The sequence below is a fragment of the Ruegeria sp. BG11 genome (assembly GCF_056538565.1).
Genome location: NZ_JBQFTH010000006.1, coordinates 254,856 through 275,586 on the forward strand (window position 1 = coordinate 254,856; position 20,731 = coordinate 275,586).

General features: G+C 58.3%; 20 protein-coding genes. 13 read left to right on the top strand and 7 right to left on the bottom strand.

The genetic code is table 11. The annotated features are described in order from the left end of the window. Positions 1-33 precede the first annotated feature (33 nt). Genes iolD through ACR0JF_RS12215 form a run of 5 tightly spaced genes read left to right on the top strand, consistent with a single transcriptional unit; the run spans position 34 to position 5,601 of the window. Positions 34-1,866: a 3D-(3,5/4)-trihydroxycyclohexane-1,2-dione acylhydrolase (decyclizing) gene (iolD, locus tag ACR0JF_RS12195; RefSeq protein ID WP_170661119.1), complete on the top strand. Its 1,833-nt coding sequence runs from the start codon at positions 34-36 to the stop codon at positions 1,864-1,866. Continuing rightward, positions 1,863-2,762, top strand: coding sequence for a myo-inosose-2 dehydratase (iolE, locus tag ACR0JF_RS12200; RefSeq protein ID WP_170661118.1), 900 nt, complete (start codon positions 1,863-1,865; stop codon positions 2,760-2,762). Before iolD ends, iolE begins: the two co-directional genes overlap by 4 nt. 48 nt (positions 2,763-2,810) lie before the next feature. Further along, positions 2,811-3,992 carry a phytanoyl-CoA dioxygenase family protein gene (locus ACR0JF_RS12205; protein ID WP_170661117.1) on the top strand — a complete coding sequence of 394 codons (1,182 nt, stop codon included), beginning with the start codon at positions 2,811-2,813 and terminating at the stop codon, positions 3,990-3,992. Positions 3,993-4,039: 47 nt separating this feature from the next. After that, on the top strand, positions 4,040-4,846 hold the full coding sequence (gene iolB, locus ACR0JF_RS12210) for a 5-deoxy-glucuronate isomerase (protein WP_170661116.1): 807 nt from the start codon (positions 4,040-4,042) through the stop codon (positions 4,844-4,846). Then, positions 4,843-5,601: an SDR family oxidoreductase gene (locus ACR0JF_RS12215; RefSeq protein WP_170661115.1), complete on the top strand. Its 759-nt coding sequence runs from the start codon at positions 4,843-4,845 to the stop codon at positions 5,599-5,601. Before iolB ends, ACR0JF_RS12215 begins: the two co-directional genes overlap by 4 nt. Before the next feature lie 245 nt (positions 5,602-5,846). On the opposite strand, the gene ACR0JF_RS12220 is transcribed toward ACR0JF_RS12215, so the two are convergent. The 4 genes from ACR0JF_RS12220 to iolC all read right to left on the bottom strand — a co-directional run bounded on the left by ACR0JF_RS12220 (position 5,847) and on the right by iolC (position 9,118). Next, positions 5,847-6,251: a hypothetical protein gene (locus ACR0JF_RS12220; RefSeq protein ID WP_170661114.1), complete on the bottom strand. Its 405-nt coding sequence runs from the start codon at positions 6,249-6,251 to the stop codon at positions 5,847-5,849. A gap of 204 nt (positions 6,252-6,455) precedes the next feature. Then, on the bottom strand, positions 6,456-7,295 hold the full coding sequence (locus tag ACR0JF_RS12225; RefSeq protein ID WP_170661113.1) for a class II fructose-bisphosphate aldolase: 840 nt from the start codon (positions 7,293-7,295) through the stop codon (positions 6,456-6,458). After that, the gene (locus tag ACR0JF_RS12230; RefSeq protein WP_170661112.1) at positions 7,292-8,128 is read right to left on the bottom strand and encodes a 5-deoxy-glucuronate isomerase; all 837 of its coding nucleotides are present in this window, start codon (positions 8,126-8,128) and stop codon (positions 7,292-7,294) included. The genes ACR0JF_RS12225 and ACR0JF_RS12230 overlap by 4 nt, the downstream gene beginning before the upstream one ends. Before the next feature lie 9 nt (positions 8,129-8,137). Further along, positions 8,138-9,118 carry a 5-dehydro-2-deoxygluconokinase gene (gene iolC / locus ACR0JF_RS12235; RefSeq protein ID WP_170661111.1) on the bottom strand — a complete coding sequence of 327 codons (981 nt, stop codon included), beginning with the start codon at positions 9,116-9,118 and terminating at the stop codon, positions 8,138-8,140. Positions 9,119-9,231: 113 nt separating this feature from the next. Here iolC and ACR0JF_RS12240 point away from each other — a divergent pair, with 113 nt between their 5' ends. Next, entirely contained in the window at positions 9,232-10,335 is a 1,104-nt protein-coding gene (locus ACR0JF_RS12240) for a Gfo/Idh/MocA family protein (protein WP_170661110.1), read from the top strand. 38 nt (positions 10,336-10,373) lie between these two features. Next, positions 10,374-11,507, top strand: a complete 1,134-nt coding sequence (locus ACR0JF_RS12245) for a Gfo/Idh/MocA family protein (RefSeq protein ID WP_170661109.1) — start codon at positions 10,374-10,376, stop codon at positions 11,505-11,507. Here the strand turns inward: ACR0JF_RS12245 and ACR0JF_RS12250 are convergent, their stop codons facing one another. From ACR0JF_RS12250 to ACR0JF_RS12260, 3 genes are all read right to left on the bottom strand, one after another. Further along, the gene (locus ACR0JF_RS12250) at positions 11,508-12,506 is read right to left on the bottom strand and encodes a LacI family DNA-binding transcriptional regulator (RefSeq protein ID WP_170661108.1); all 999 of its coding nucleotides are present in this window, start codon (positions 12,504-12,506) and stop codon (positions 11,508-11,510) included. Positions 12,507-13,220: 714 nt separating this feature from the next. Continuing rightward, entirely contained in the window at positions 13,221-14,318 is a 1,098-nt protein-coding gene (locus tag ACR0JF_RS12255; RefSeq protein ID WP_170661107.1) for a Gfo/Idh/MocA family protein, read from the bottom strand. Positions 14,319-14,330: 12 nt separating this feature from the next. Next, positions 14,331-15,041, bottom strand: coding sequence for a GntR family transcriptional regulator (locus ACR0JF_RS12260; RefSeq protein ID WP_170661106.1), 711 nt, complete (start codon positions 15,039-15,041; stop codon positions 14,331-14,333). A gap of 105 nt (positions 15,042-15,146) precedes the next feature. On the opposite strand from ACR0JF_RS12260, the gene ACR0JF_RS12265 reads away from it, so the two are divergent. Genes ACR0JF_RS12265 through ACR0JF_RS12290 form a run of 6 tightly spaced genes read left to right on the top strand, consistent with a single transcriptional unit; the run spans position 15,147 to position 20,724 of the window. Next, positions 15,147-16,301 carry an LLM class flavin-dependent oxidoreductase gene (locus ACR0JF_RS12265; RefSeq protein WP_170661105.1) on the top strand — a complete coding sequence of 385 codons (1,155 nt, stop codon included), beginning with the start codon at positions 15,147-15,149 and terminating at the stop codon, positions 16,299-16,301. Continuing rightward, positions 16,301-17,191 (top strand): aldo/keto reductase, encoded by an 891-nt coding sequence (locus tag ACR0JF_RS12270; protein ID WP_170661104.1) that lies wholly within the window; start codon positions 16,301-16,303, stop codon positions 17,189-17,191. Before ACR0JF_RS12265 ends, ACR0JF_RS12270 begins: the two co-directional genes overlap by 1 nt. Then, on the top strand, positions 17,191-17,706 hold the full coding sequence (locus tag ACR0JF_RS12275) for a flavin reductase family protein (RefSeq protein ID WP_170487878.1): 516 nt from the start codon (positions 17,191-17,193) through the stop codon (positions 17,704-17,706). Before ACR0JF_RS12270 ends, ACR0JF_RS12275 begins: the two co-directional genes overlap by 1 nt. A 54-nt stretch (positions 17,707-17,760) precedes the next feature. After that, complete coding sequence (locus tag ACR0JF_RS12280) at positions 17,761-18,348, top strand: TRAP transporter small permease subunit (RefSeq protein WP_170661103.1); 588 nt, start codon at positions 17,761-17,763, stop codon at positions 18,346-18,348. Continuing rightward, positions 18,349-19,638 (top strand): TRAP transporter large permease, encoded by a 1,290-nt coding sequence (locus ACR0JF_RS12285; protein WP_170378746.1) that lies wholly within the window; start codon positions 18,349-18,351, stop codon positions 19,636-19,638. It abuts the gene before it with no gap. 24 nt (positions 19,639-19,662) lie between these two features. Further along, complete coding sequence (locus ACR0JF_RS12290; RefSeq protein ID WP_170661102.1) at positions 19,663-20,724, top strand: TRAP transporter substrate-binding protein; 1,062 nt, start codon at positions 19,663-19,665, stop codon at positions 20,722-20,724. Positions 20,725-20,731: the final 7 nt, after the last annotated feature.

Genomic DNA, 20,731 nt, shown 5'->3' on the forward strand with positions numbered 1-20,731 from the left:
GGCCAAATTGGCCTTGTGTTGAAAGGGATCACAATGGGCAAAACCGTCCGACTGACCGCAGCGCAAGCTTTGGTGCGCTATCTGGGCGCGCAGATGAATGAGGCCGGAGAGCCTTTTATCGCAGGTGTCTGGGCCATTTTCGGCCATGGCAATGTGGCCGGGCTGGGTGAGGCGCTGCATGGTGTCAAAGACACGCTGCCAACCTATCGCGGCCACAATGAACAGACGATGGCGCATTGCGCGATTGCCTATGCCAAACAGATGCGGCGCACGCGGGCGATGGCGGTGACCTCGTCCATCGGGCCGGGTGCGACCAATATGGTCACCGCTGCTGCGCTGGCCCATGTCAACCGCCTGCCGGTTCTTCTGCTGCCGGGCGACGTCTTCGCCTCGCGCGGGCCGGACCCGGTGTTGCAACAGATCGAAAGTTTTGGCGATGGCACCATCAGCGCCAATGACTGTTTCCGCCCGGTTAGCCGCTACTATGACCGTATCTCGCGCCCCGAGCATCTGCTGACTGCTCTGCCGCGTGCTTTCCGTACGATGACGGATCCGGCGGATTGTGGGCCGGTCACTTTGGCCTTCTGTCAGGACGTACAGGCTGAGGCCTATGATTACCCAGAAAGCTTCTTTGAACCGCGCGTGTGGTTCCAACGCCGTATTCGCCCGGATGAAGGCGAACTGGCGCGCGCTGTGGCCGCGATTTCAGCGGCCAAACGTCCGGTTATCGTTGCGGGCGGTGGGGTGCACTATTCGGACGCAACGGATGCGCTGCAGAGTTTTGCTGAGACACATAACATTCCGATCACAGAAACGCAGGCCGGCAAATCCGCTTTGGCCTGGGATCATCCCCTGAACCTCGGCCCAATTGGTGTGACGGGCGGTGAGCCTGCCAATGACATCTGCGCCGAGGCCGATCTGGTGCTGGCCGTTGGCACGCGCTTGCAGGATTTCACGACCGGCTCATGGGGCCTGTTTTCAAACCCCGCGCGCGAGATGGTCTGCCTCAACACAGCCGCCTATGATGCCGAGAAACACGGCGCGATGCCGTTGCAATCCGATGCGCGCGTTGGCTTGCAGGAGCTGGGCGCTTCGCTGCAGGGCTACAATGCTGATCCTGTGGCCGACACACTCAAAGCGGATTGGTTTGGCAAGGTTGACGCGCTGACAGATGCGCCGGGGGACGGGAACGCTCTGCCCACTGATATGCAGGTGGTGGGTGCAGTTCAGCGCGCCTCGAATGACGACACGGTGGTGATGTGTGCCGCTGGCACAATGCCGGGTGAGCTGCACAAGCTGTGGAAAGCGCCGCGACCCGGGGCGTATCACATGGAATACGGGTTCAGCTGCATGGGCTATGAGATCGCAGGCGCCATGGGCATCAAGATGGCCCAACCGGATCGCGACGTGATCTGCTTTACGGGCGACGGCACCTACATGATGGCGAACTCGGAAATGGCGACGGCGGCGATGATGGGCGTGTCCTTCACCGTTGTGATCACCGACAACCGGGGCTTTGGTTGCATCAACCGACTGCAAATGGGCACCGGCGGGGCCGAGTTTAACAACCTGCTGGATCACACTGTCCACGAAACCGCCTCGAACATTGATTTCGCGGCGCATGCGGCGGCGATGGGGGCGACCTCGGTCAAGGTCAGCTCGATCGCCGAGCTTGAGGACGCGCTGGCCAAACGCGGCGACATCTCAGGGCCTTATGTGGTGGTCATCGACACCGATCCGTACCCCTCTACCGAATATGGCGGCACATGGTGGGAAGTCGCGGTGCCCGAGGTCAGCACCCGCCCTGAAGTGAATGAAAAACGCGCGGCCTATGAGGTTGCCATCAAGGAAAGAAACACAAAATGAGCGTGAAAATCGGGATCTCTCCGATCGCGTGGCAGAATGACGATCTGCCGGACCTGACCGCTGCATACACAATGGAACAAGCGCTGCAGGAGTCGCGTCAGATTGGTTACACCGGCGTCGAACGGGGCCAGCGTATGCCCAGCGATACCGAGGGGCTGCGCGCCTATCTTGAGGGCAACGATATCGCGCTTTGTGGCGGCTGGTGTTCCGGTGCGTCGCTGATCAACGACTTCGCGTCGGAACAAGACGCGGTACGGGAACAGGTTGAACAGTTCGTGGCGTTGAACAGTCCGTGCATCGTTTACGCCGAATGCTCCAACACAATTCAGGGCCAGATCGGGACGCCGGTCAATGACCGTCCGAAACTGTCGAAGGATGAGGTGCTGTCCTACGCGGCCAAGCTGACCGAACTGGCAAAATGGATGGGTGATCAGGGCATGCCAATGGCCTATCACCACCACATGGGCACGATCATTGAAAGCGAAGATGACGTGAACTGGTTGATGGAAGGTTCAGGCCCCGAGGTGAAGCTGTGCTTTGACACCGGTCACCTGCTGTTTGGCGGTGGCGACGTAATAGCGACCCTGAACCGTTGGGGCGACCGCGTGCATCACGTGCATTTCAAGGATATCCGTCCGGCCGTCGTGCAGGATGTGCGGGAAAACAACCGCAGTTTCCTGGACGCCGTGATTGCAGGCGCGTTCACGGTGCCCAGTGACGGCTGCATTGATTTCCAAGCGGTCGCAAATGCGCTGAAAGCGATGGATTATGACGGTTGGATCGTCGTTGAGGCAGAACAGGACCCGGCCAAAGCGCCGCCCTATGAGTACTCTAAGAAGGGCTACGACCACATCGTTGACGTCTGCGGCAAGGCAGGATTGGAGATCACCGCGTAACACACCGCCCCAAGGGGCAACACCGAAGCCATGAGAAAGGAGAAAGTCATGGTAAATCAAGAACTCGGATATGTCGGCTATTTTGACCGGGAATCCTGTGATCTGGATGAATTCAAGGTGTTGACCTCACAGACCCTTTCGGTGGACGCGGTGCCGTTTGCTGCGTCTGTGGAAAACAATGTGCCCGTCTATGACATGCAGGCTTTGCGTCCGCTACTAGAGCAAGCAGACAATCGGCAGGCCTTGCTGGCCGAATGGGCTTGGGTTCTTGCCAAATCCGCAGGCGTCATCGCCCTGAAACAGGCGTATCCGGATACAAGTGTGATTGACCGGGCCACAGATGTGTTCCGCCAGATCATCGAAGACGAACGTCAGGGCGGCGGGGGTGAGGGCGACCACTTTGCGGCCTCTGGGGCCAATGACCGGATCTGGAACGCGTTGCAGAAACAGTGCCTGCGCGATCCCGAGGGCTTTGCGCTCTATTTCGGAAACACCTCGATTGCCGCCGCGTGTGAGGCTTGGCTAGGCCCGAACTATCAGGTCACGGCTCAGATCAACCAGGTGCGTCCCGGCGGGCAGGCACAGCAAGCGCACCGTGACTATCATCTTGGGTTTCAGACGGCAGACCGCGCAGCACGCTATCCCGCGCACGCGCATTTTCTGACGGCAGCTCTGACGTTGCAGGGCGCAGTAGCGCATTGCGATATGCCGGTGGAGTCTGGCCCAACCAAGCTGCTTCCGTTCTCGCAGCTTTATGCGCCCGGATATCTTGCCTTCCACGACACGGATCACCGCGCGCATTTCGAAGAAAACTATGTGCAGCTGCCTTTGCAGAAAGGTGATGCCGTGTTCTTCAACCCTGCGCTGTTTCATGCAGCCGGCGAAAACCGCAGTGCAGACATTCATCGCATGGCAAACCTGCTACAGGTGTCTTCGAGTTTTGGTCGAGCGATGGAGGCCGTGGATCGCCGCGCGATGTCCGAGGCGGTGTTTCCGTCGCTCAACGCTTTGAAACAACGGGGCGATCTGACCAGTGCAGAGCTTGAAGCCGCGATCGCCGCCACCGCCGAAGGTTATCCCTTCCCAACCAATCTCGACACGGACCCTCCGGTCGGGGGGAATGCGCCGGACAGTCAGGCGGATATCCTGCGCCGCGCGGTAGCCGAGGGGTGGTCTGAGGCGCAGCTATCGAACGCGCTTTCGGCGCAGACCACACGGCAATCCGCCTGAAATAAGAACCGGGCGGTCTGAAAGGCCGCCCAAAACCGGAGACCAATATGGCAGATTTGCTCAAGAAACCATTCGGCACCCGTGGCAAGGTCCACGACATCACCCCAGCCAGCGCCGGGTGGCGTTATGTCGGGTTCGGCCTCTACCACCTGCGCGCGGGCGACAAGGCGGCCGAGGTCACTGGAGATCGTGAGGTCATTCTGGTCATGGTCGAAGGCAAGGCACAGATCACCGGCGCCGGGCAGGATTGGGGCGTTCTGGGCGACCGGATGAATGTGTTCGAGAAATCACCGCCTCATTGCCTTTATCTGCCCAACGGCACCGAATGGGAGGCCGTGGCCGAAACCGATTGCGTCATCGCCGTCTGCTCAGCCCCCGGCAAAGGCGGGCATCAGGCCCGGCGGATTGGGCCGGATGGTATTACTCTGACCCAACGTGGCAAGGGCGTGAACACACGCCATATCAACAATATCGCGATGGAGAATGAAGACTACGCCGATAGCTTGCTGGTGACCGAGGTGTTCACCCCGAACGGCCATTGGTCCTCATACCCCAGTCACCGCCATGATGAGGATGACTTCCCGCGTATCACCTATCTTGAGGAAACGTACTACCACCGCCTCAACCCGGCAAACGGGTTCGGAATTCAGCGCGTCTATACTGATGACGGCCAGTTGGATGAGACGATGGCGGTCTCGGATGGCGATGTTGTGACCGTTCCGCGCGGCCATCACCCTTGCGGAGCACCCTATGGGTTTGAGATGTATTACCTGAACGTCATGGCCGGACCTTTGCGGAAATGGCGATTTGTTGCGGCCCCCGAGGTCGAATGGATCATGGAGCGTGACGGATGACCCCAGAATTTGCCACCTACCCCAGTCTGAACGACAAGACCGTTTTCATCACCGGCGGGGCTGGTGGGATCGGAGCCGAAACGGTTCGGGCCTTTGCTGCGCAGGGGGCCAAGGTGGGGTTTCTGGACCTCAACGCGGATGCAGGCCATGAGTTGCTGGCGGAGCTGGAAGGTGAGCTTGCCTTTGCCCAATGCGATCTGCGCAATATCGATGCGCTGCGCGAAGCGCTGGAGCAACTGACCGAGGAACTGGGCCCCGCTCATGTTCTGGTCAACAACGCGGCACAAGATGACCGACATGACTGGCGCGAGGTAACTGCGGACTATTGGGATGAACGTATGGCGACCAATATCCGCCATATGTTCTTTGCCATTCAGGCGGTTGCCCCTGCAATGATCGAACGGGGCGCAGGCTCCATCGTCAATCTGGGGTCGAATTCCTGGTGGGAGGCCGGCGCAGGTTTCCCTGCCTATGCCACCGCCAAATCTGCGGTTCATGGCCTCACCCGGACCATGGCACGCGAGCTGGGGGGTCACCGGATCCGCGTGAACACTGTTGTCCCCGGTTGGATCATGACCCAACGCCAGAAAGACCTGTGGGTCACGCCCGAGGCGCTGGCGAAGCAGGTTGACCGCCAATGCCTACCGGACCCGATCGACCCGGTCTACGTGGCACGGATGGTGGTATTTTTGGCCTCGGACGACGCCGCCATGTGCAGCGCCGGGAATTTCATGGTCGAAGGCGGCTCGATTTAGTAGATTCGCCACATCGTCTGGTCGTTAGGCACCGGCCAGCCAATTGATCTTCCGTCGCCCAAAATCTAAATGGAGCACCAACTTGACCATTTTTGACAGATAGTTTGGCACCTAAGAGCAGCTTCGCAGGAACCCGCCTCCCCAAATTGCTCCATTGAAAAGCAGCAGAGCGTACAAAACGGGCGTTTGATCAATAGCGAGCAATGTCTACTTAGCGCCACTAAGCAAGCGATTGCTTCCGGTATTTACTGGGTTGCAAGGAGACGAGCTAACTCTTTAATTGGTTTTGAAACCTGTCTCGTTTCATGCACTTTTTTTACTTCGGAAAAGACAATCTCTACAGTGACATCGTTGAAAGATATGGTCCAAAAACGAGGCGATAGAGCTTTCCATTTTGTTGTGCGCTCGCTGCCGCAAACTTCAGTAAAGTCCCACGCTTTCGTAGGATACAGTGCGTTGCGCAATCCTTCCACGTTGGTTGGGTTTTGCTCGAAATGGATAACGTCTGAAAATTTGAGAATTGCAATACCACCACCTGCTACAGGTGCAATATCGTAGCTAAGCAGCAAATCATAACCATCGAAAAACATAGCTGGTTTCTCTATGGTCCCAATAGTTGGAAAGTCTTCTTTTGGGCGGGTGCTTTCCATAGTTTTCTCTTGAAATGTGCTTTTTCAACAAAGAGAACCTTGGTGCAAACTACGGCATAAGGTCAACATGGGCTCTTCTCCCTCTTTCACCGCGTGCAGGCCGAAGGTCCGTTTCCTATCCTAGAGGGTCACAAACGCTGCCTGAGAAGGGCAATCTGTCTGGTCTCAGGGTTAAGCTTCGTAGTCATTCACCTCTAAATCGAGTTATGCCTGCGGCGGCGCGCCGAAAGCCCGGATCACGGCGCGGGCGGCGGCTTCTACTGGATCGTGGGTCTCTTTCAGGATGGTCACGCGGTCGAACCGGTCCGGGTCGCTGTTCACAGCGTGGCGTAGGGCGTTGCCAAAGGCTATGCGCAGCTCGGTTCCGATGTTGAATTTGCAGATCGAGGTGCCTTTGGCCAAGCGCGTGCGCTGCTCGACCGGCACGCCCGAGCCTCCGTGGATAACCAGCGGAACCTCGGTCAGCGCGTCGATCCGGGCGATGCGGTCTTCGTCAAGACCGCCTTCCTTGTTCTGCTGCAGGTGGACATTCCCGACCGAGATCGCCATCGCATCCACGCCTGTTTCACGAGCGAATTGCGCGGCTTCCTCGGGGTCAGTTCCGTTCGAGCCTTCTCCGCCGGAATAGCCGACAAATCCGATCTCACCTTCACAGGAAATCCCAGCCGCATGAGCCATTTCAGCAATGGCGGCGGTCTCGTCGATATTCTGCTGCAGCGGTTTACGCGACCCGTCGAACATCACTGACGTAAAACCGCTGTCCAACGCGATCTTACAGTCTTCATACGTGTAACCATGGTCCAGATGCGCGACCACGGGGACCGAGGCGCCCTCGGCCAGATGGCGGAACATTTTACCAAGGATGGGCAGGGGCGTGTGTTCGCGACAGCTGGGACCGGCTTGCAGGATGACCGGTGCGTTTTCGGCCTCGGCAGCGGCTACATAGGCGCGCATATCCTCCCAGCCGAGGGTTACCAAACCGCCTACGGCATAGCCCTGTTCATAAGCCGGCTGCAGGACGTCTTTCAGGGTGACAAGGGTCATTTAAACTTCGCGATCATGTCTTTGATGCCCGGAATCGTCTCGACCTGATAGGCATGGGTGGGTTGGAAATACTGCACCAACGATCGCTGCGTCAGCCCGCCGAGGATGGTGAAATAATACATCTCATAGCCCGGCAATACGCAGCAGGGATGATAGCCCTTGTCGATACAAACGGTCGAGCCATCGACGATGTGATAGGCATCGCCCGGTTCATTGTCTTCGCGCTGCAACATCTGCAGGCCCGAGCCCCAGTTGGGTTTGAAGCGGAAGTTATAGGTCTCGTCGTGGCGCGTCTCATCCGGCAGACGGTTGGTGTCGTGTTTGTGGCTCGGGAAGCCCGACCAGCCACCCTGACCAACCGTGAACAGCTCACTCACCAACAGGCGACCGACCTTGTCCTGTTGTTTTTGCCCCAGGATATGTTTGATCTTGCGATGCGTTTTGGTGTCGTCGCTGCCGTACTGCACGAGGTCATGCTCGCGCACATCGAACGGGTCCAGAACCTTGTCATACTTGGCCCCGGCGATGAAAACCTCGGCCTCATCCGACACGCAGACCAGCTGCGTTTTGGCGCCAACCGGGACATAGACGCCCTCTGGCTCACCATCCCACACGTCCTCGCCCCGGTTGCCCAGTTTGACGAATTGCACGCCTTCGACGTCCACATCCACGGAGCCGGTGGCGGGGGCGATGCAGGTCTCGTAGCCCGGCACCTGGTATTCGAACGCCTCTCCGCGCTTGAGTTTGACGATGTTGAAATAATTTAGTGGAACCAGCGGGTCGTCGACGTCGACGATGGCTTTGTTCTGGTTGTCATGGGGCGCAATATGCATGAGGGCCTCCTATTTGGTCGGGCCGGGGTGGTCGGCCAGAAACGCATCCAGCTCGGGCGTTGTGGGCATGGCGGGGGCGCATCCGGGCTTCGAAACCACGATGGATGCACAAGCCGAGCCGCGCATGACGGCTTCTTCTAGCGAATAGCCAGCGGCGACAGAGGCCAGCAAACCAGCCATAAAGCTGTCCCCTGCTCCGTTGGGTTTGACTGCGGTAACGGGGTAGATGCCTGTTTGAATCTCCTGACCGTCCATCATCGTGACGGCACCTTTTTCACCCATCTTGTATATGACGATGCGGCCCGGCTTTTCAGCCAATTCTTTGGCCTTTGCGAACCCTTTTTCGATACCGCCGGCCATGAAGCCGAATTCCTCGTCATTGCCGACAATCAGGTCGCTGGCCTTTCCGGCCCGGGACAGGACATCGGCCGCCACTTCGGGCGATGGCCAGCTATAAGGGCGATAGTCGATATCGAAAATTATTGGCAACCCTGCGGCGCGGGCATTGTCAAAAGCCCGAAACGTGGCGCTGCGTGACGGTTCCGCGGCAAAGACAGTTCCGGCGGATATCACGGCTGAGAATGCCGAAAAATCGATCCGGTCCATGTCCTCTTCGGTGACTTGGAAATCGACTGCCCCATTGCGGTAGATGACGTTCTGAAAATTCTCGATCCGGCTTTCATAAATCGCCAGGGATATGCGGAACTCACCGCCGACAACGCGGATGTAAGAGGTGTCGACACCGTAGTGTCGCAGGCGGTTTAGACAGAATCGACCAACTGCATCGTCCGAGACCGAGGTAACCAATGATGCCTGACTGCCGAGCTTGACCAGACCCGCGCAAATATTGGCAGAGGACCCGCCGAGATCGGCATGGAACGTGTCGGCATCCTCGCTTTTGACGCCGACCGGATCGGCAAACATATCCATTCCGGCACGGCCGAAAACCGCAAACCGATTTCCTTTGATGCCCTCGATCAAAGCGCTCACGTGATGTTCCTCCGGCGTAGCGTCGTCGGCAAAGTTTGGACCTTGCGTTGAATCGATTCACACGATACTGATTTTGCAACCGGTTGCAAATAATATGTTCGGAGCCGCGACAGATGTCTGAAATCGGAATTGGAATCGTTGGTGGCGGCTATATGGGCAAGGCGCATTCTGTTGCCATGTCCGCCGTGGGTGCCGTGTTCAACACTGCTCTGCGTCCGCGCCTTGAGGTGATTTGCGCCTCGTCCCCTGAAAGTGCCGAACGATACCGCGCGGCCTATGGGTTCCAGCGAGCGACCGACGATTGGCGCGCTCTGGTTGAGGATCCGAAGGTCGAAGCGATTGTCATCGCATCGCCTCAGGAAACGCACCGCCAGATCGCCGAGGCGGCCTTTGCCATGGGCAAACCGGTCCTGTGCGAAAAACCCTTGGGCGCATCACTCGAGGACAGTCAGGCGATGACGCGCGCGGCCGAGGATGCCGGCGTCGTCAACATGGTGGGTTTCAACTATATCCGCACCCCTGCCAGCCAATACGCGCGCCAGCTGATTACTGATGGTGAGATCGGCGACATCACCTGGTTTCGCGGCGAACATACCGAGGATTTCTATGCTGACCCCGACGCCCCTGCCACGTGGCGCACGACCGGCATGGCCAACGGCACGATCGGAGATCTGGCCCCGCATATGGTGAACGGCGCTCTGGCGCTGATCGGCCCGATTGCGCAGGTCATGGCTGATGTCGAAACCGTGCACCGCACGCGCCCGGGCGGAGAGGTCACGAATGACGATCACGCCCAGATGATGTGCCGCTTTGAAAACGGTGTGATGGGCAACCTCTATTTTAGCCGCGTCGCGACGGGTCGCAAGATGGGCTATGCCTATGAGATCTCGGGCACCAAGGGCGCAATCCGGTTCGATCAGGAAGATCAGAACGCCCTCTGGCTCTATCGCCGCGAAGGGCCGGAAGGGCGGCGCGGGTTCACAAAAATTCTGACCGGCCCCGCCCATCCGGATTATGAGCCCTTCTGTCAGGGCCCCGGCCATGGAACCGGCTATCAGGACCAGATCATCATCGAGGCCAAGGATTTCCTGCAGGCCATTCACACCGGCAATCCGGTCTGGCCGACCTTCCGCGACGGGCATGAGGTCAACCGGGTGCTGGCGGCTGCGCTGGCCTCGTCTGACCAGCGACAGTGGAAAGACATCAGCGATTTCTGATCGCTCAAGCTCGGAAAAATTGAAGAGAGACAAAGACCATGGCAAAGCTGAAATGGGGCATGATTGGTGGCGGCGAAGGCAGCCAGATCGGACCTGCCCATCGGTTGGGCGCACAGGCGGACGGTATGTTCGAGTTCGCGGCAGGCGCTCTGGATCACCGGCCCGAGGTGGGTCGTGAATATGCTCAGCGGTTGGGCATCAGCGCCGACCGCGCCTATGGCAGCTGGCAGGACATGCTAGCGGGCGAAAAGGACCGCCCCGACCGAATTGATCTGGTCACGATTGCCACGCCGAACTCAACCCACTTTGAAATAGCCAAAACGTTTTTACAGGGTGGCTTCAACGTCCTGTGCGAAAAGCCCATGACCATGACGGTCGAAGAAGGCGAAGAGATCGTGCGCGTGGCCGAGGCCTCGGGCAAGATATGCGCGGTGAACTACTGCTACTCGGCCTATCCCATGATCCGGCAGGCCCGCGCGATGGTGCGGGCAGGGGATATCGGCAAGGTGCGGCTGGTGGTGACCAATTTCAGCCATGGCCATCATGGCGATGCGACGGATGCCGATAACCCTCGGGTCCGCTGGCGCTATGACCCGGCGATGGCTGGTGTCTCTGGGCAGTTTGCCGATTGTGGCATTCATGCGCTGCATATGGCCAGTTTTGTCTGTGATGATCAGGTGAAATCCCTGTCCGCCGATATGGCCTCGACCATTTCCAGCCGCGAGCTGGAGGATGACGCGATGATCAATTTCCGCACCGAAGGCGGCACAGTCGGTCGCTTGTGGACGTCGTCCGTGGCGATCGGGCGGCAACACGGGTTCGACATTCAAGTGTTTGGTGAAACCGGCGGTTTGCGCTGGGCGTCCGAACAGCCCAATCAGCTGATCTACACGCCAGTCGGAGGGCGCACCCAGATCATCGAAAAGGGCGAGGGTGGTCTGCATGACGAAGTGCAACGACTGTCGCGCGTGGCCATCGCCCACCCCGAGGGCTTCCCGCTGGCTGTGGCCAATATCTACTGCGATCTGGCCGATGCGATCCGGGGTGAGGCCCGTGACGGTCTGCCCGGGGCTTCAGACGGTGTGCGTTCGATCGCCGCCGTTCATGCCGCCGTCGCGTCAGGCAAAGAGGAAGGCGCGTGGAAAGACGCTCGTCCGCCAATGTTCCAGTAATCACGGTCGGGGGCGCAGCGTTCCCCTCTCGATCACCCGGCAGGGGAAAATACGGGCCTCAGGGTATCTCTGAGGCTCTTTCAACATCTCCTCGACCAGATCCACAGAGGCGTTGATGATCTGCTTGATCGGCTGGTGAATGGTGGTCAGGTCAACACTCTCCCAACGGGACATTTCCATATCGTTCAGGCCGATGATGCCGATGTCGCGCCCCGGCGTCAGCCAATGATCCTTGAGGGCCGATAGCGCGCCAATCGACAGGATGTCATCGCCGCAAAAATACCCCTCGGCCGGGGTGTCGCCCAACAGCCGCAGCATCTCGGCCCTGCCAGCATCGAATGAGTAGTTCTGCGCGAAGGAATAGGATACCTCGAGGTTCGCATATTGCGCGGTTTCCTCGATGAACCCGCGATAACGGTCCATGGCCGACGTCGCATCCTTCGGCCCCCCCAGATACCCGACGCGTGTGTACCCCCGGGCCACCAGCTCTCGCGCGGCCATACGCCCGCATTCCACGTTATCGATGCCTACCACATGCACCTCGGGCGAGGTGGCCGAGCGGCCAAATGTATGAACGACGGGAACCCCAGCGTCGTGAAACGCCTTGGCAAAACTGGGGGGCAAGGTCGATGAGGCGACGATTGCCGCATCGACCGAGTATTGCCGCAACATCCGGACTGAATTGGCGGGCTCGGTCTCGTCGGTCAGGTTCACGATCAAAGGACGCAGTCCGCGCTCCTGCAAGGCCCGTGTGAACTGGTCGAATACCTCTAAAAAGATCGGGTTGTGGAAGTTGTTCGAGATCAGCCCGATCAGCTTGGTCCGCCCGGTTGTCAGCGACGAGGCCAGCGCATTGGGGCTATAGCCCAGCTCTTTCGCGGCTTTTTCCACCTTACTGCGGGTTTTGGCTGAAACCGAAGCCCCTTCGGTAAAAGTGCGCGAAACGGCTGATCGCGACACACCCGCCAGCGCGGCAACATCTTTGAGGGTGACGCTCATGGCAGGTGCCTTTTAGGCAATTGGGCGGGGATGGAGTTGGGCAGTGTCATGGTCACAGTATTATGCACCAAGACCGCTTTGCTGCAACCGGTTGCAACAATGACACAGGAATATCGGGCGAGGAGGCGCATCTTTCTAAAGAGGCATCTTGGGTGATGACAGACACGAACCCCCAACGAATCTATGCGAGCGAATTGCTTAAGTGGGGTACTGTAGTCGATTAACCGGCTACATAGTGGTTCTGGTGATCGAAGATCAGGCTATGCATCCAGCCCTTCCGCATTCTGGATAAGAGCTGCACATTTAACCTCGATCCCGAGGCTCGGTACGTGGGTGTTATCGGCAGGGCCATCGGATGATCGAGCAGGTCCGTCGCCGGTATCGCAAGTTGCACGACATCGCAATCATGCTGGGTACTGGGCTAATTGGAGCTTGGACGCCAACTCGGAAGAAAGGTGTTTCGGTTTGCCCAGGGCAAGCCGACCTGAGCTGCATCCGCAAGAACATCTCACTCGGCAATGAAAGGCGGCCATTCGCAGCCGGGTAGGCAAGACATAAAGTGTAGCGGGGCATCCAAGTAGGACTGCGCAAACGTAGGCTTGCACAATCGTTGGAAATGGCCCTGTGCTAACTCGATTGGCGATGTCTGACATTGAATCGAGCGATATGGGGTCTTTTAAGGGCTGCAACACGCGCCCTTGTTTTTGAACCCGTTCAATCGACCATGTACACCGTTTCGCCTGTGACTATTGCCCGTTGCGCCGCTTGCCCCATTCTGACCGCCCAGAGGCCGTCGATCAAACTTACATCCGGCTTAGCTTTTTCGCCACGAAGCAAGGCGAAGAAACCTTTGTGCTGATAGTAGGTCGACCCATTATGATCACCAGCCGCCAATAGGTTCGGGTCCACTGGAACGTCCATTGATACGGGGCCTTTGGGATTGCGCGGACTAATGATTACGCGCGGAGAAGGAGGAGCGCCCATGTGGTCCTGCCAAAAGCGCTGGGGGCCAGGAACCAACGCTTCGATTTTAGCGTCTGGTCCGACGGCTGATATCTCTTCCTGATAGCGAGAACCTTCGGCGAACATGCAAAGTTCCAACATCGCGCGCGCACCTGAAGCAAAATCAACAAGAACATAGCCGTGATCCAGAATATCTGGGGTTTGACCATCGTAGCTCTCGTCCAAATGGTTCACTGCCTGTCCACCACTTGCGGTTATACGCACCGGGTCGGATTGCAATATCAGACGCATGAGGTCGAAGAAGTGGCAGCATTTTTCGACAAAAGTGCCTCCAGTATTGCGGTTGAAACGGTTCCAGTGGCCGACCTTGTCCAAAAATGGAAAACGATGCTCGCGGATCGATAGCATTTTTATACCACCTGTCACCTGAGCCTTCTCGATCAGAGCTGCAACAGGAGGCATGTACCGGTATTCCATCGCAACCCAAATCGGGCAGGGGTAGTCGCGCTGCAACTGCTCGAGGCGAGCCCCGTCTTGCGGGTCGGTGAATAGTGGCTTTTCTACCAAAAGCGGAAGCGGACGTGTTTCAGCGATTTCGCAAATCTGGTCCACATGAAGATGGTTTGGGCTAACAATGACGACGCAGTCCAGTTCTTCAACCGCCAGAAGCTCTTGCACGGAACCCACCATGGCCGCATTTGGCGCAATTGCCTTGGCGGCATTTGCCATCTCTGAATCGGGCTCAAAGATCGCTGCTACATTGGTGCCTTCCAGCAATCTGATATTGTGCAGGTGCTCTTGCCCCATCATGCCGCATCCAATTAGCCCGTAATTGATGGTCCGGGTCATGTGCGATTCCTTTTACTTCAAACGTTGTACGTAGTTGGCCCGATCTGGGTCGAACCATGTTTTTGAGAATTCAACGGGTTCGGCATTTTCCGACCAGCTGAACCGCTCGATGTAGCCTACCGATTGGCCTGCTGGTTTGGTGAAGTCGGGAGGTGTCCAGTCCGGTAGCGGCCGGACCGAGACTCTGTCTTCGGCCCTTGCGATCCAAAAGCCCAATTGGCGCTGATAATAGCGATAGAGTGAGTCGGACAGTAGGCTCTGTTTGATCAGGCCCGCTGATTCGTCTAGCCAAATTTCCTCGACTGCGATGATTGTATCATTCAGGTAGCGCATGCGCCGGACGCGCGAACCGGCATCAGAAGCCCCGAATTTCGGCAGATTGGCCGGCTTCTTCAGATGGTCAACTGACAGGATATCCGCACGCGGCAGGCCACCCCCTTCGGGTAGTTCCAGCCTGAACATTGCATAGACGCTATTTTGTGTGCCGGTCTCGCGGATGTAGTTGCCTGAGCCCTGGATACGCTCCAACATCCCCTTTTTTTCTAGCTCAGAGAGCGATTTTCGGAGCGTTCCAACCGAGACATTCAACTCCGCCGCCATCTCTCGCTCGGGCGGCAAACGTTCACCATCGATAAGGCGCCCAGCCGCGACGTCGCGGATCAGGAGTTCCGCGATCTGAATATACACCGGCAGGGCATTTGGGTTTCGGTTGGAGGCAGACACGGTCGACGCTTCACTCGGTCGCAGGAAAAATTGATACACTATTGATCTACATCAAAGCGATTGCTACGCAAGAGGAAAGTCAAAGATGTACGGAGCGTGAGTCAAATGAGCATCGTCCCCATCACATCCCCCGATCTGGATGCGGCCGAAGTTTCGTGGTTTGCCGCGCTGTGTTCCGATGACTACCAGTTCCTTGGCGTGCCCGATGGCGACCTGCGGTCAAGCTGGGAGCATTGTTCCGGCATCGTGAAAGAGGCCGAAGCGCAGGGGTTCCGCAACATCCTATGCCCGTCCTCCTATCAGGTCGGTCAGGACACGCTGAGCTTTGTCGCGGGCTGCGCCCCAATCACCGACCGGATCAACCTGCTGGCCGCTGTACGCTGTGGCGAGATGCAACCGATCATGCTGGCCCGCACCATTGCGACGCTGGATCACATGCTGAACGGGCGGTTGACGGTCAACATCATCTCCTCCGACTTTCCCGGTGAGAAAGCCGACAGCGCGTTCCGCTATCAGCGCTCGCGCGAAGTGGTAAAGATTCTGAAGCAAGCCTGGACGCAGGACGAGATCAATCATGCAGGCGAGGTCTATAACTTCTCAGGTCTGATCACTGACCCGGCCAAGCCATACCAGATCGGCGGGCCGCTGCTCTATTTCGGTGGTTATTCCCCCTCTGCGCTGGACCTCTGTGGCGAACATTGTGACGTCTACCTGATGTGGCCCGAAACCAAGGAGCAACTGGCCGAGCGGATGAAGGCCGTTCATGCGGTCGCCGAGAACTACAACCGAACGCTGGATTACGGTTTGCGTGTCCACATGATCGTTCGCGATACCGAGGCTGAGGCGCAGGAATATGCGGATTTCATCGTCTCGAAGCTGGATGACGAATATGGTCGTGCAATCCGGGAACGGGCGCTAGACTCGACCTCTCTCGGCGTGGCGCATCAGGCCAAGAACCGTGATCTGGCCGATGAATATGGTTATGTCGAACCCGGTCTCTGGACCGGCGTTGGTCGTGCGCGTTCGGGCTGTGGCGCAGCGTTGGTCGGGTCGACCGATCAGGTTATGAGCAAGATTGAAGAATACCAAAAGATGGGCATCCGCGCCTTCATCTTTTCGGGCTATCCGCACATGGATGAAGCCAAACATTTCGGCGCCCGCGTGCTGCCCAACCTGAAAACCTGTTCGCTGCCCGTAGCTTATGGGCGCGTGCCTGCAACTACCCCGGCGACCCCGCTGGGCAACGGAGTTCGTCGCTGATGCAACGTGTGAAACTTTCTGAGTCGCTGGAAATGAGCCGCCTTGTCTATGGCATGTGGCGCTTGGGCGACGACGCAGACACATCGGCGGCACATGTCGAAGCCAAGATCCAGGCCTGTTTGGATCAGGGTATCACCACCTTCGATCAGGCCGATATCTATGGCGACTACGGGGCCGAGGCTGTCTTGGGCAATGCCCTGCGCGCCAATCCCGGACTGCGTCGGCAGATGGAGATCGTTACCAAATGCGACATCGTCGCGCCCTGTGGCCGTTACGCGGATGCCAAGGTGAAATACTACGACACCTCGCGCGCGCACATTGTGAAATCGGTGGACATGTCCTTGTCCGAAATGGCGATAGACCATATCGACTTGCTGCTGATCCACCGTCCCGACCCCATGATGGATCACCATGAGACCGGAGCGGCTCTGGACGAGATCGTCGCCAGCGGCAAGGTCGGCGGGGTGGGTGTGTCGAACTTCCGCCCGTGGGATTGGTCGCTGCTGCAATCCGCAATGAAAACCCAACTGGTCACCAACCAGATCGAGGTGTCTCTGGGTGAGATCAGCCCCTTCACCAACGGTGATCTGGCTTTTCACCAGCAACATGGCCATCCGTTGATGGCGTGGTCGCCGCTGGGTGGAGGTTTATTGATGGCCGGAAACCCGCCGGTGGGCGTTGTAGCGGACGAAATCGCCGCCGAGTTCGGCGTGGATCGCGCCGCGGTTGCCGTGGCCTTCTTGTTGGCGCATCCAGCCAACATCCTACCAGTTCTGGGCACCAACAATCTGGATCGGATCAAACGCGCGTCGGACGCTGTGAAAGTCAAACTGGATCGTGAAAGCTGGTACCGCCTTTATGAGGCGGCGCTGGGGCATGAGGTACCATGATGAATGCAATCTCAAAGGACATGACCCACACCTTCGTTCCGCATAAGGACGACACCCGCACTCTGCGCGACGCTTTCGGGCGTTTTGCGACCGGTGTCACGATCGTCACCTGCGACAGCGCGGACGGGCCGGTCTGCATTACGGCCAACAGCTTTTCGTCGCTTTCATTGGATCCGCCCTTGATCATGTGGGCGGGCGACCGCAACTCGCGCCGTTTCCCTTATTTCCACAAAGCCCGTCATTTCAGCGTGCATGTGCTGTCCTCTGAACAGGCCGAGCTGTGCTTTGGCTGTTCTAAAGATGCTTTTGCGCTGCGCGACATCGAGCATGAGCGCTGTGAGAACGGAACGCCGATCCTGCCGGACTGCCTGGCGCGGTTCGAATGTGAACAACACGCGTATCACGATGCGGGCGATCACGTTATTGTGGTGGGAAAGGTTCTTAAGGCCAGCATGGCGGATGGAGACGCGCTGACCTTTTACGCCGGGAAACTCGGCCAATTCGCGCAGCACTAAGCGCGATTTGACGACCGCGGGGCAAAACCCGCGGCTGAACAAGGGAGGATCCGCATGAGCGGACTGGCATCGGTGCTTGCACCGATTGCATTCGTGAACGAAACCGTGCTGCGTCTCGGCCGCGCGGTTGGTGTCGTTGCGATTGCACTCATGGTGATTGCGATCCTAATCCAAGTTTTCTTCCGGTATGTACTGGGCAATGCTCTGCCCTGGCCGGATGAGGCTGCGCGGTTTTGCATGCTCTGGATGACCGGGCTTATGGCGCCCACCGCGTTCCGGCGAGGCGGCTTTGTGGCCATTGATATGCTGGAGCGCTTTCTGCCGCGCTTGATCGGCCAATCGCTGAACCTGTTCCTGCTGCTGGTTTCACTCTCTGTCCTGCTGGTTGCCGTCAATATTGGCTGGTCCGAGGTCACCGGCTTTGGCGGCAAATTCGCCACCGCCGCGCTGTATCTGCCCACCTCTTTCGGGTTCGACGAATGGTACCGCATCCCGCGCAGTTGGATGATGGCCTCGTTGCTGGTGGGGATCATTCTGCTGATTTCGGTGAATATCGAGCTGATCCTCCGATCCTTCATCACTCTGCTCGGCGGGGGTCACCTGTTGCCTGAAATTCCTGATGCGGCAGTGGGGGCCGAATAAATGCTGATCTGGTTCCTACCCACCTTTCTGATTTTCCTGCTGATCGGCCTGCCGGTCTTTTTTGCCCTTTTGGCCGCGCCCGGTATCCTTCTTTGGCTGAACGGCCAGACCAACGACATCACGTTGCTCTATCGGAATGTCTATAACGGGATGGACAGCTTCCCGCTGATGGCGATCCCCTTTTTCATGCTCGCCGGAGAGCTGATGAACCGCGGCGGCATCACCATCCGCTTGGTCGAGTTCAGCCAGGCCCTGATGGGCCACCTGCGCGGCGGTCTTGCGCATGTGAACGTCCTCAGCTCGATCCTCTTCGCGGGCCTCTCGGGGTCCGCCGTGGCGGATACCTCGGCGCTTGGGTCGATGCTGATCCCAGCAATGGAGAAACAGGGCTATACCCGCAAATTCGCCGCCGCGATCACGGCGGCCAGTTCGGTGATCGGACCGATTATCCCACCTTCGGGCATCATGATCATCTACGCCTATGTCATGGGCGAAAGCGTCGCCGCGCTGTTCCTTGCGGGCATCGTGCCGGGCGTGATGGTCGGCGTTGGCCTGATGCTGATGATCAAACTCATGGCCGACCGTTATGACTTCCCGGTGGCCAGCCGAAAATACACATGGCCCGAACGGCGTCAGGCCAGCCTGAAAGCCTTCTTCCCGCTCATGACACCCGTGATCATTCTGGGCGGTATTCTGGGCGGTATCTTCACACCAACCGAGGCTGCCGCCGTCGCCGTGGGCTACGCCTTCATCATCGGCTTCTTCGTCCTGCGCACGCTGACGTGGAAAGAAGTGCCCGAGGTGCTCAGCAACGCAGGCATGACTTCCGCCGTCGTCCTTCTGCTGGTCGGCGCGGCGATGGCGTTCAAGACGGTTGTCAGTCTCAGCCACGCGCCGGAACAGCTGGCCTCGCTGATCCTCAGCTTGTCGGAAAACCCGCTGATCCTGCTGTTCCTGATCAACCTCCTGCTTTTCATCGTCGGCATGTTCCTGGATGCAGGCCCCGCGATTATCATTCTTGGCCCGATCCTTGGACCCATCTTCACCAGCCTCGGCGTGGACCCGATCCACTTTGCGATCATCATGAGCGTCAACCTGACCGTCGGCCTCGCCACACCTCCAATGGGCTTGGTGCTGTTCGTGGCCGCCGCCGTGTCGCGCGAGCGGGTCGAAACCATCGCCAAGGCGATCCTGCCGTTCCTAGCCGTTGAAATCATAGTGATCTTTCTGATCACCTATATCCCCGCACTATCCATGACGATCCCGAGGATAACGGGATTTGCAAACTAACTGAGTTCCACAGGGAGGAAACGCATGCTCAGAGACTTTCTCAAAACCGCAGCGGTGGCCACATCGCTTGTGGCCGCATCCGCCATGGCTGCTACGGCCGCTGATTACACGCTGCGCGCCACTGCCAACTCGAACGAAAATGACGAAGACTATGATGGTCTGATTGTCTTCAAGAACTATGTCGAGGCCGCGTCGAACGGCGCGATTGAGGTTGAACTTTTCATCGGAACCCAGCTTTGCTCAAACGGTGCGGAATGCCTGCAAGGCGTGGCAGATGGCACGATCGACATCTACATCTCCACCTCGGGCGGGGCCTCGGGCATCTTTCCTTACGTGCAGGTTCTGGACCTGCCTTACCTGATGGCTGATGACCGCATTGCCGAGCATGTTCTGTCGGGTGATTTCACCCGCACCATGCGCAATATGGCACTGGAGGACTCGGGCGGCGCGATCCGTCTGATGACCATTGGCAACACCGGTGGCTGGCGCAACTTCGCGAATACACAGCGCCGCATTGCCGAGCCTGCCGACATGGAAGGTCTGAAAATCCGCACAGTGGTCGCCGACCTGCCGCAGGAACTGGTCAAAGCTCTGGGCGCATCGCCGACGCCGATCCCATGGCCGGAACTGTTCACCAGCTTCCAGACCGGCGTGGTTGAGGGCTCCAAGAACGGTATCACCGACATCATGGGCATGAAGTTCCCGGATGCGGGCCTGCAATATGTCACGCTGGACGGCCACGCCTATATGGGCGCACTGTGGTGGATGAACAACGCCAAGTTCCAGGAGATGCCTGAGGATATGCGCCGCATCGTTGTCGACGGTTTCTATGCGCTGCAACAGGCCACCTTTGCCTCGCCCAAGCGCAAGTCGATTCAGGCCTATGAGGATTTTGTCGCCGGTGGCGGAGACCTCTATGTCCTGACGCCAGATCAGAAGGCAGCGTTCAAAGAGGCCGCAACCCCGGTGTATGACTGGTTCCAGTCCAACGTTGCCCGTGGGGACGAAATCTTTGGTGCGTTGACCGAAGCGGTTGCTGCGGCTGAGGCCGATGTAAACGCCTCACGCGATGCGGATCTGAACTAAGTACATA

What these genes read in the sequence shown, in the direction of transcription:
- ACR0JF_RS12270 (WP_170661104.1), top strand. Translation starts at nt 16,301, where the DNA reads ATGCAACGTGTGAAACTTTCTGAGTCGCTGGAAATGAGCCGCCTTGTC.
- ACR0JF_RS12290 (WP_170661102.1), top strand. Translation starts at nt 19,663, where the DNA reads ATGCTCAGAGACTTTCTCAAAACCGCAGCGGTGGCCACATCGCTTGTG.
- ACR0JF_RS12220 (WP_170661114.1), bottom strand. Translation starts at nt 6,251, where the DNA reads ATGGAAAGCACCCGCCCAAAAGAAGACTTTCCAACTATTGGGACCATA.
- ACR0JF_RS12225 (WP_170661113.1), bottom strand. Translation starts at nt 7,295, where the DNA reads ATGACCCTTGTCACCCTGAAAGACGTCCTGCAGCCGGCTTATGAACAG.
- ACR0JF_RS12275 (WP_170487878.1), top strand. Translation starts at nt 17,191, where the DNA reads ATGAATGCAATCTCAAAGGACATGACCCACACCTTCGTTCCGCATAAG.
- ACR0JF_RS12265 (WP_170661105.1), top strand. Translation starts at nt 15,147, where the DNA reads ATGAGCATCGTCCCCATCACATCCCCCGATCTGGATGCGGCCGAAGTT.
- ACR0JF_RS12215 (WP_170661115.1), top strand. Translation starts at nt 4,843, where the DNA reads ATGACCCCAGAATTTGCCACCTACCCCAGTCTGAACGACAAGACCGTT.
- ACR0JF_RS12285 (WP_170378746.1), top strand. Translation starts at nt 18,349, where the DNA reads ATGCTGATCTGGTTCCTACCCACCTTTCTGATTTTCCTGCTGATCGGC.
- ACR0JF_RS12245 (WP_170661109.1), top strand. Translation starts at nt 10,374, where the DNA reads ATGGCAAAGCTGAAATGGGGCATGATTGGTGGCGGCGAAGGCAGCCAG.
- iolE (WP_170661118.1), top strand. Translation starts at nt 1,863, where the DNA reads ATGAGCGTGAAAATCGGGATCTCTCCGATCGCGTGGCAGAATGACGAT.
- ACR0JF_RS12250 (WP_170661108.1), bottom strand. Translation starts at nt 12,506, where the DNA reads ATGAGCGTCACCCTCAAAGATGTTGCCGCGCTGGCGGGTGTGTCGCGA.
- ACR0JF_RS12205 (WP_170661117.1), top strand. Translation starts at nt 2,811, where the DNA reads ATGGTAAATCAAGAACTCGGATATGTCGGCTATTTTGACCGGGAATCC.
- ACR0JF_RS12280 (WP_170661103.1), top strand. Translation starts at nt 17,761, where the DNA reads ATGAGCGGACTGGCATCGGTGCTTGCACCGATTGCATTCGTGAACGAA.
- iolD (WP_170661119.1), top strand. Translation starts at nt 34, where the DNA reads ATGGGCAAAACCGTCCGACTGACCGCAGCGCAAGCTTTGGTGCGCTAT.
- ACR0JF_RS12240 (WP_170661110.1), top strand. Translation starts at nt 9,232, where the DNA reads ATGTCTGAAATCGGAATTGGAATCGTTGGTGGCGGCTATATGGGCAAG.
- iolB (WP_170661116.1), top strand. Translation starts at nt 4,040, where the DNA reads ATGGCAGATTTGCTCAAGAAACCATTCGGCACCCGTGGCAAGGTCCAC.
- ACR0JF_RS12255 (WP_170661107.1), bottom strand. Translation starts at nt 14,318, where the DNA reads ATGACCCGGACCATCAATTACGGGCTAATTGGATGCGGCATGATGGGG.
- ACR0JF_RS12230 (WP_170661112.1), bottom strand. Translation starts at nt 8,128, where the DNA reads ATGCATATTGCGCCCCATGACAACCAGAACAAAGCCATCGTCGACGTC.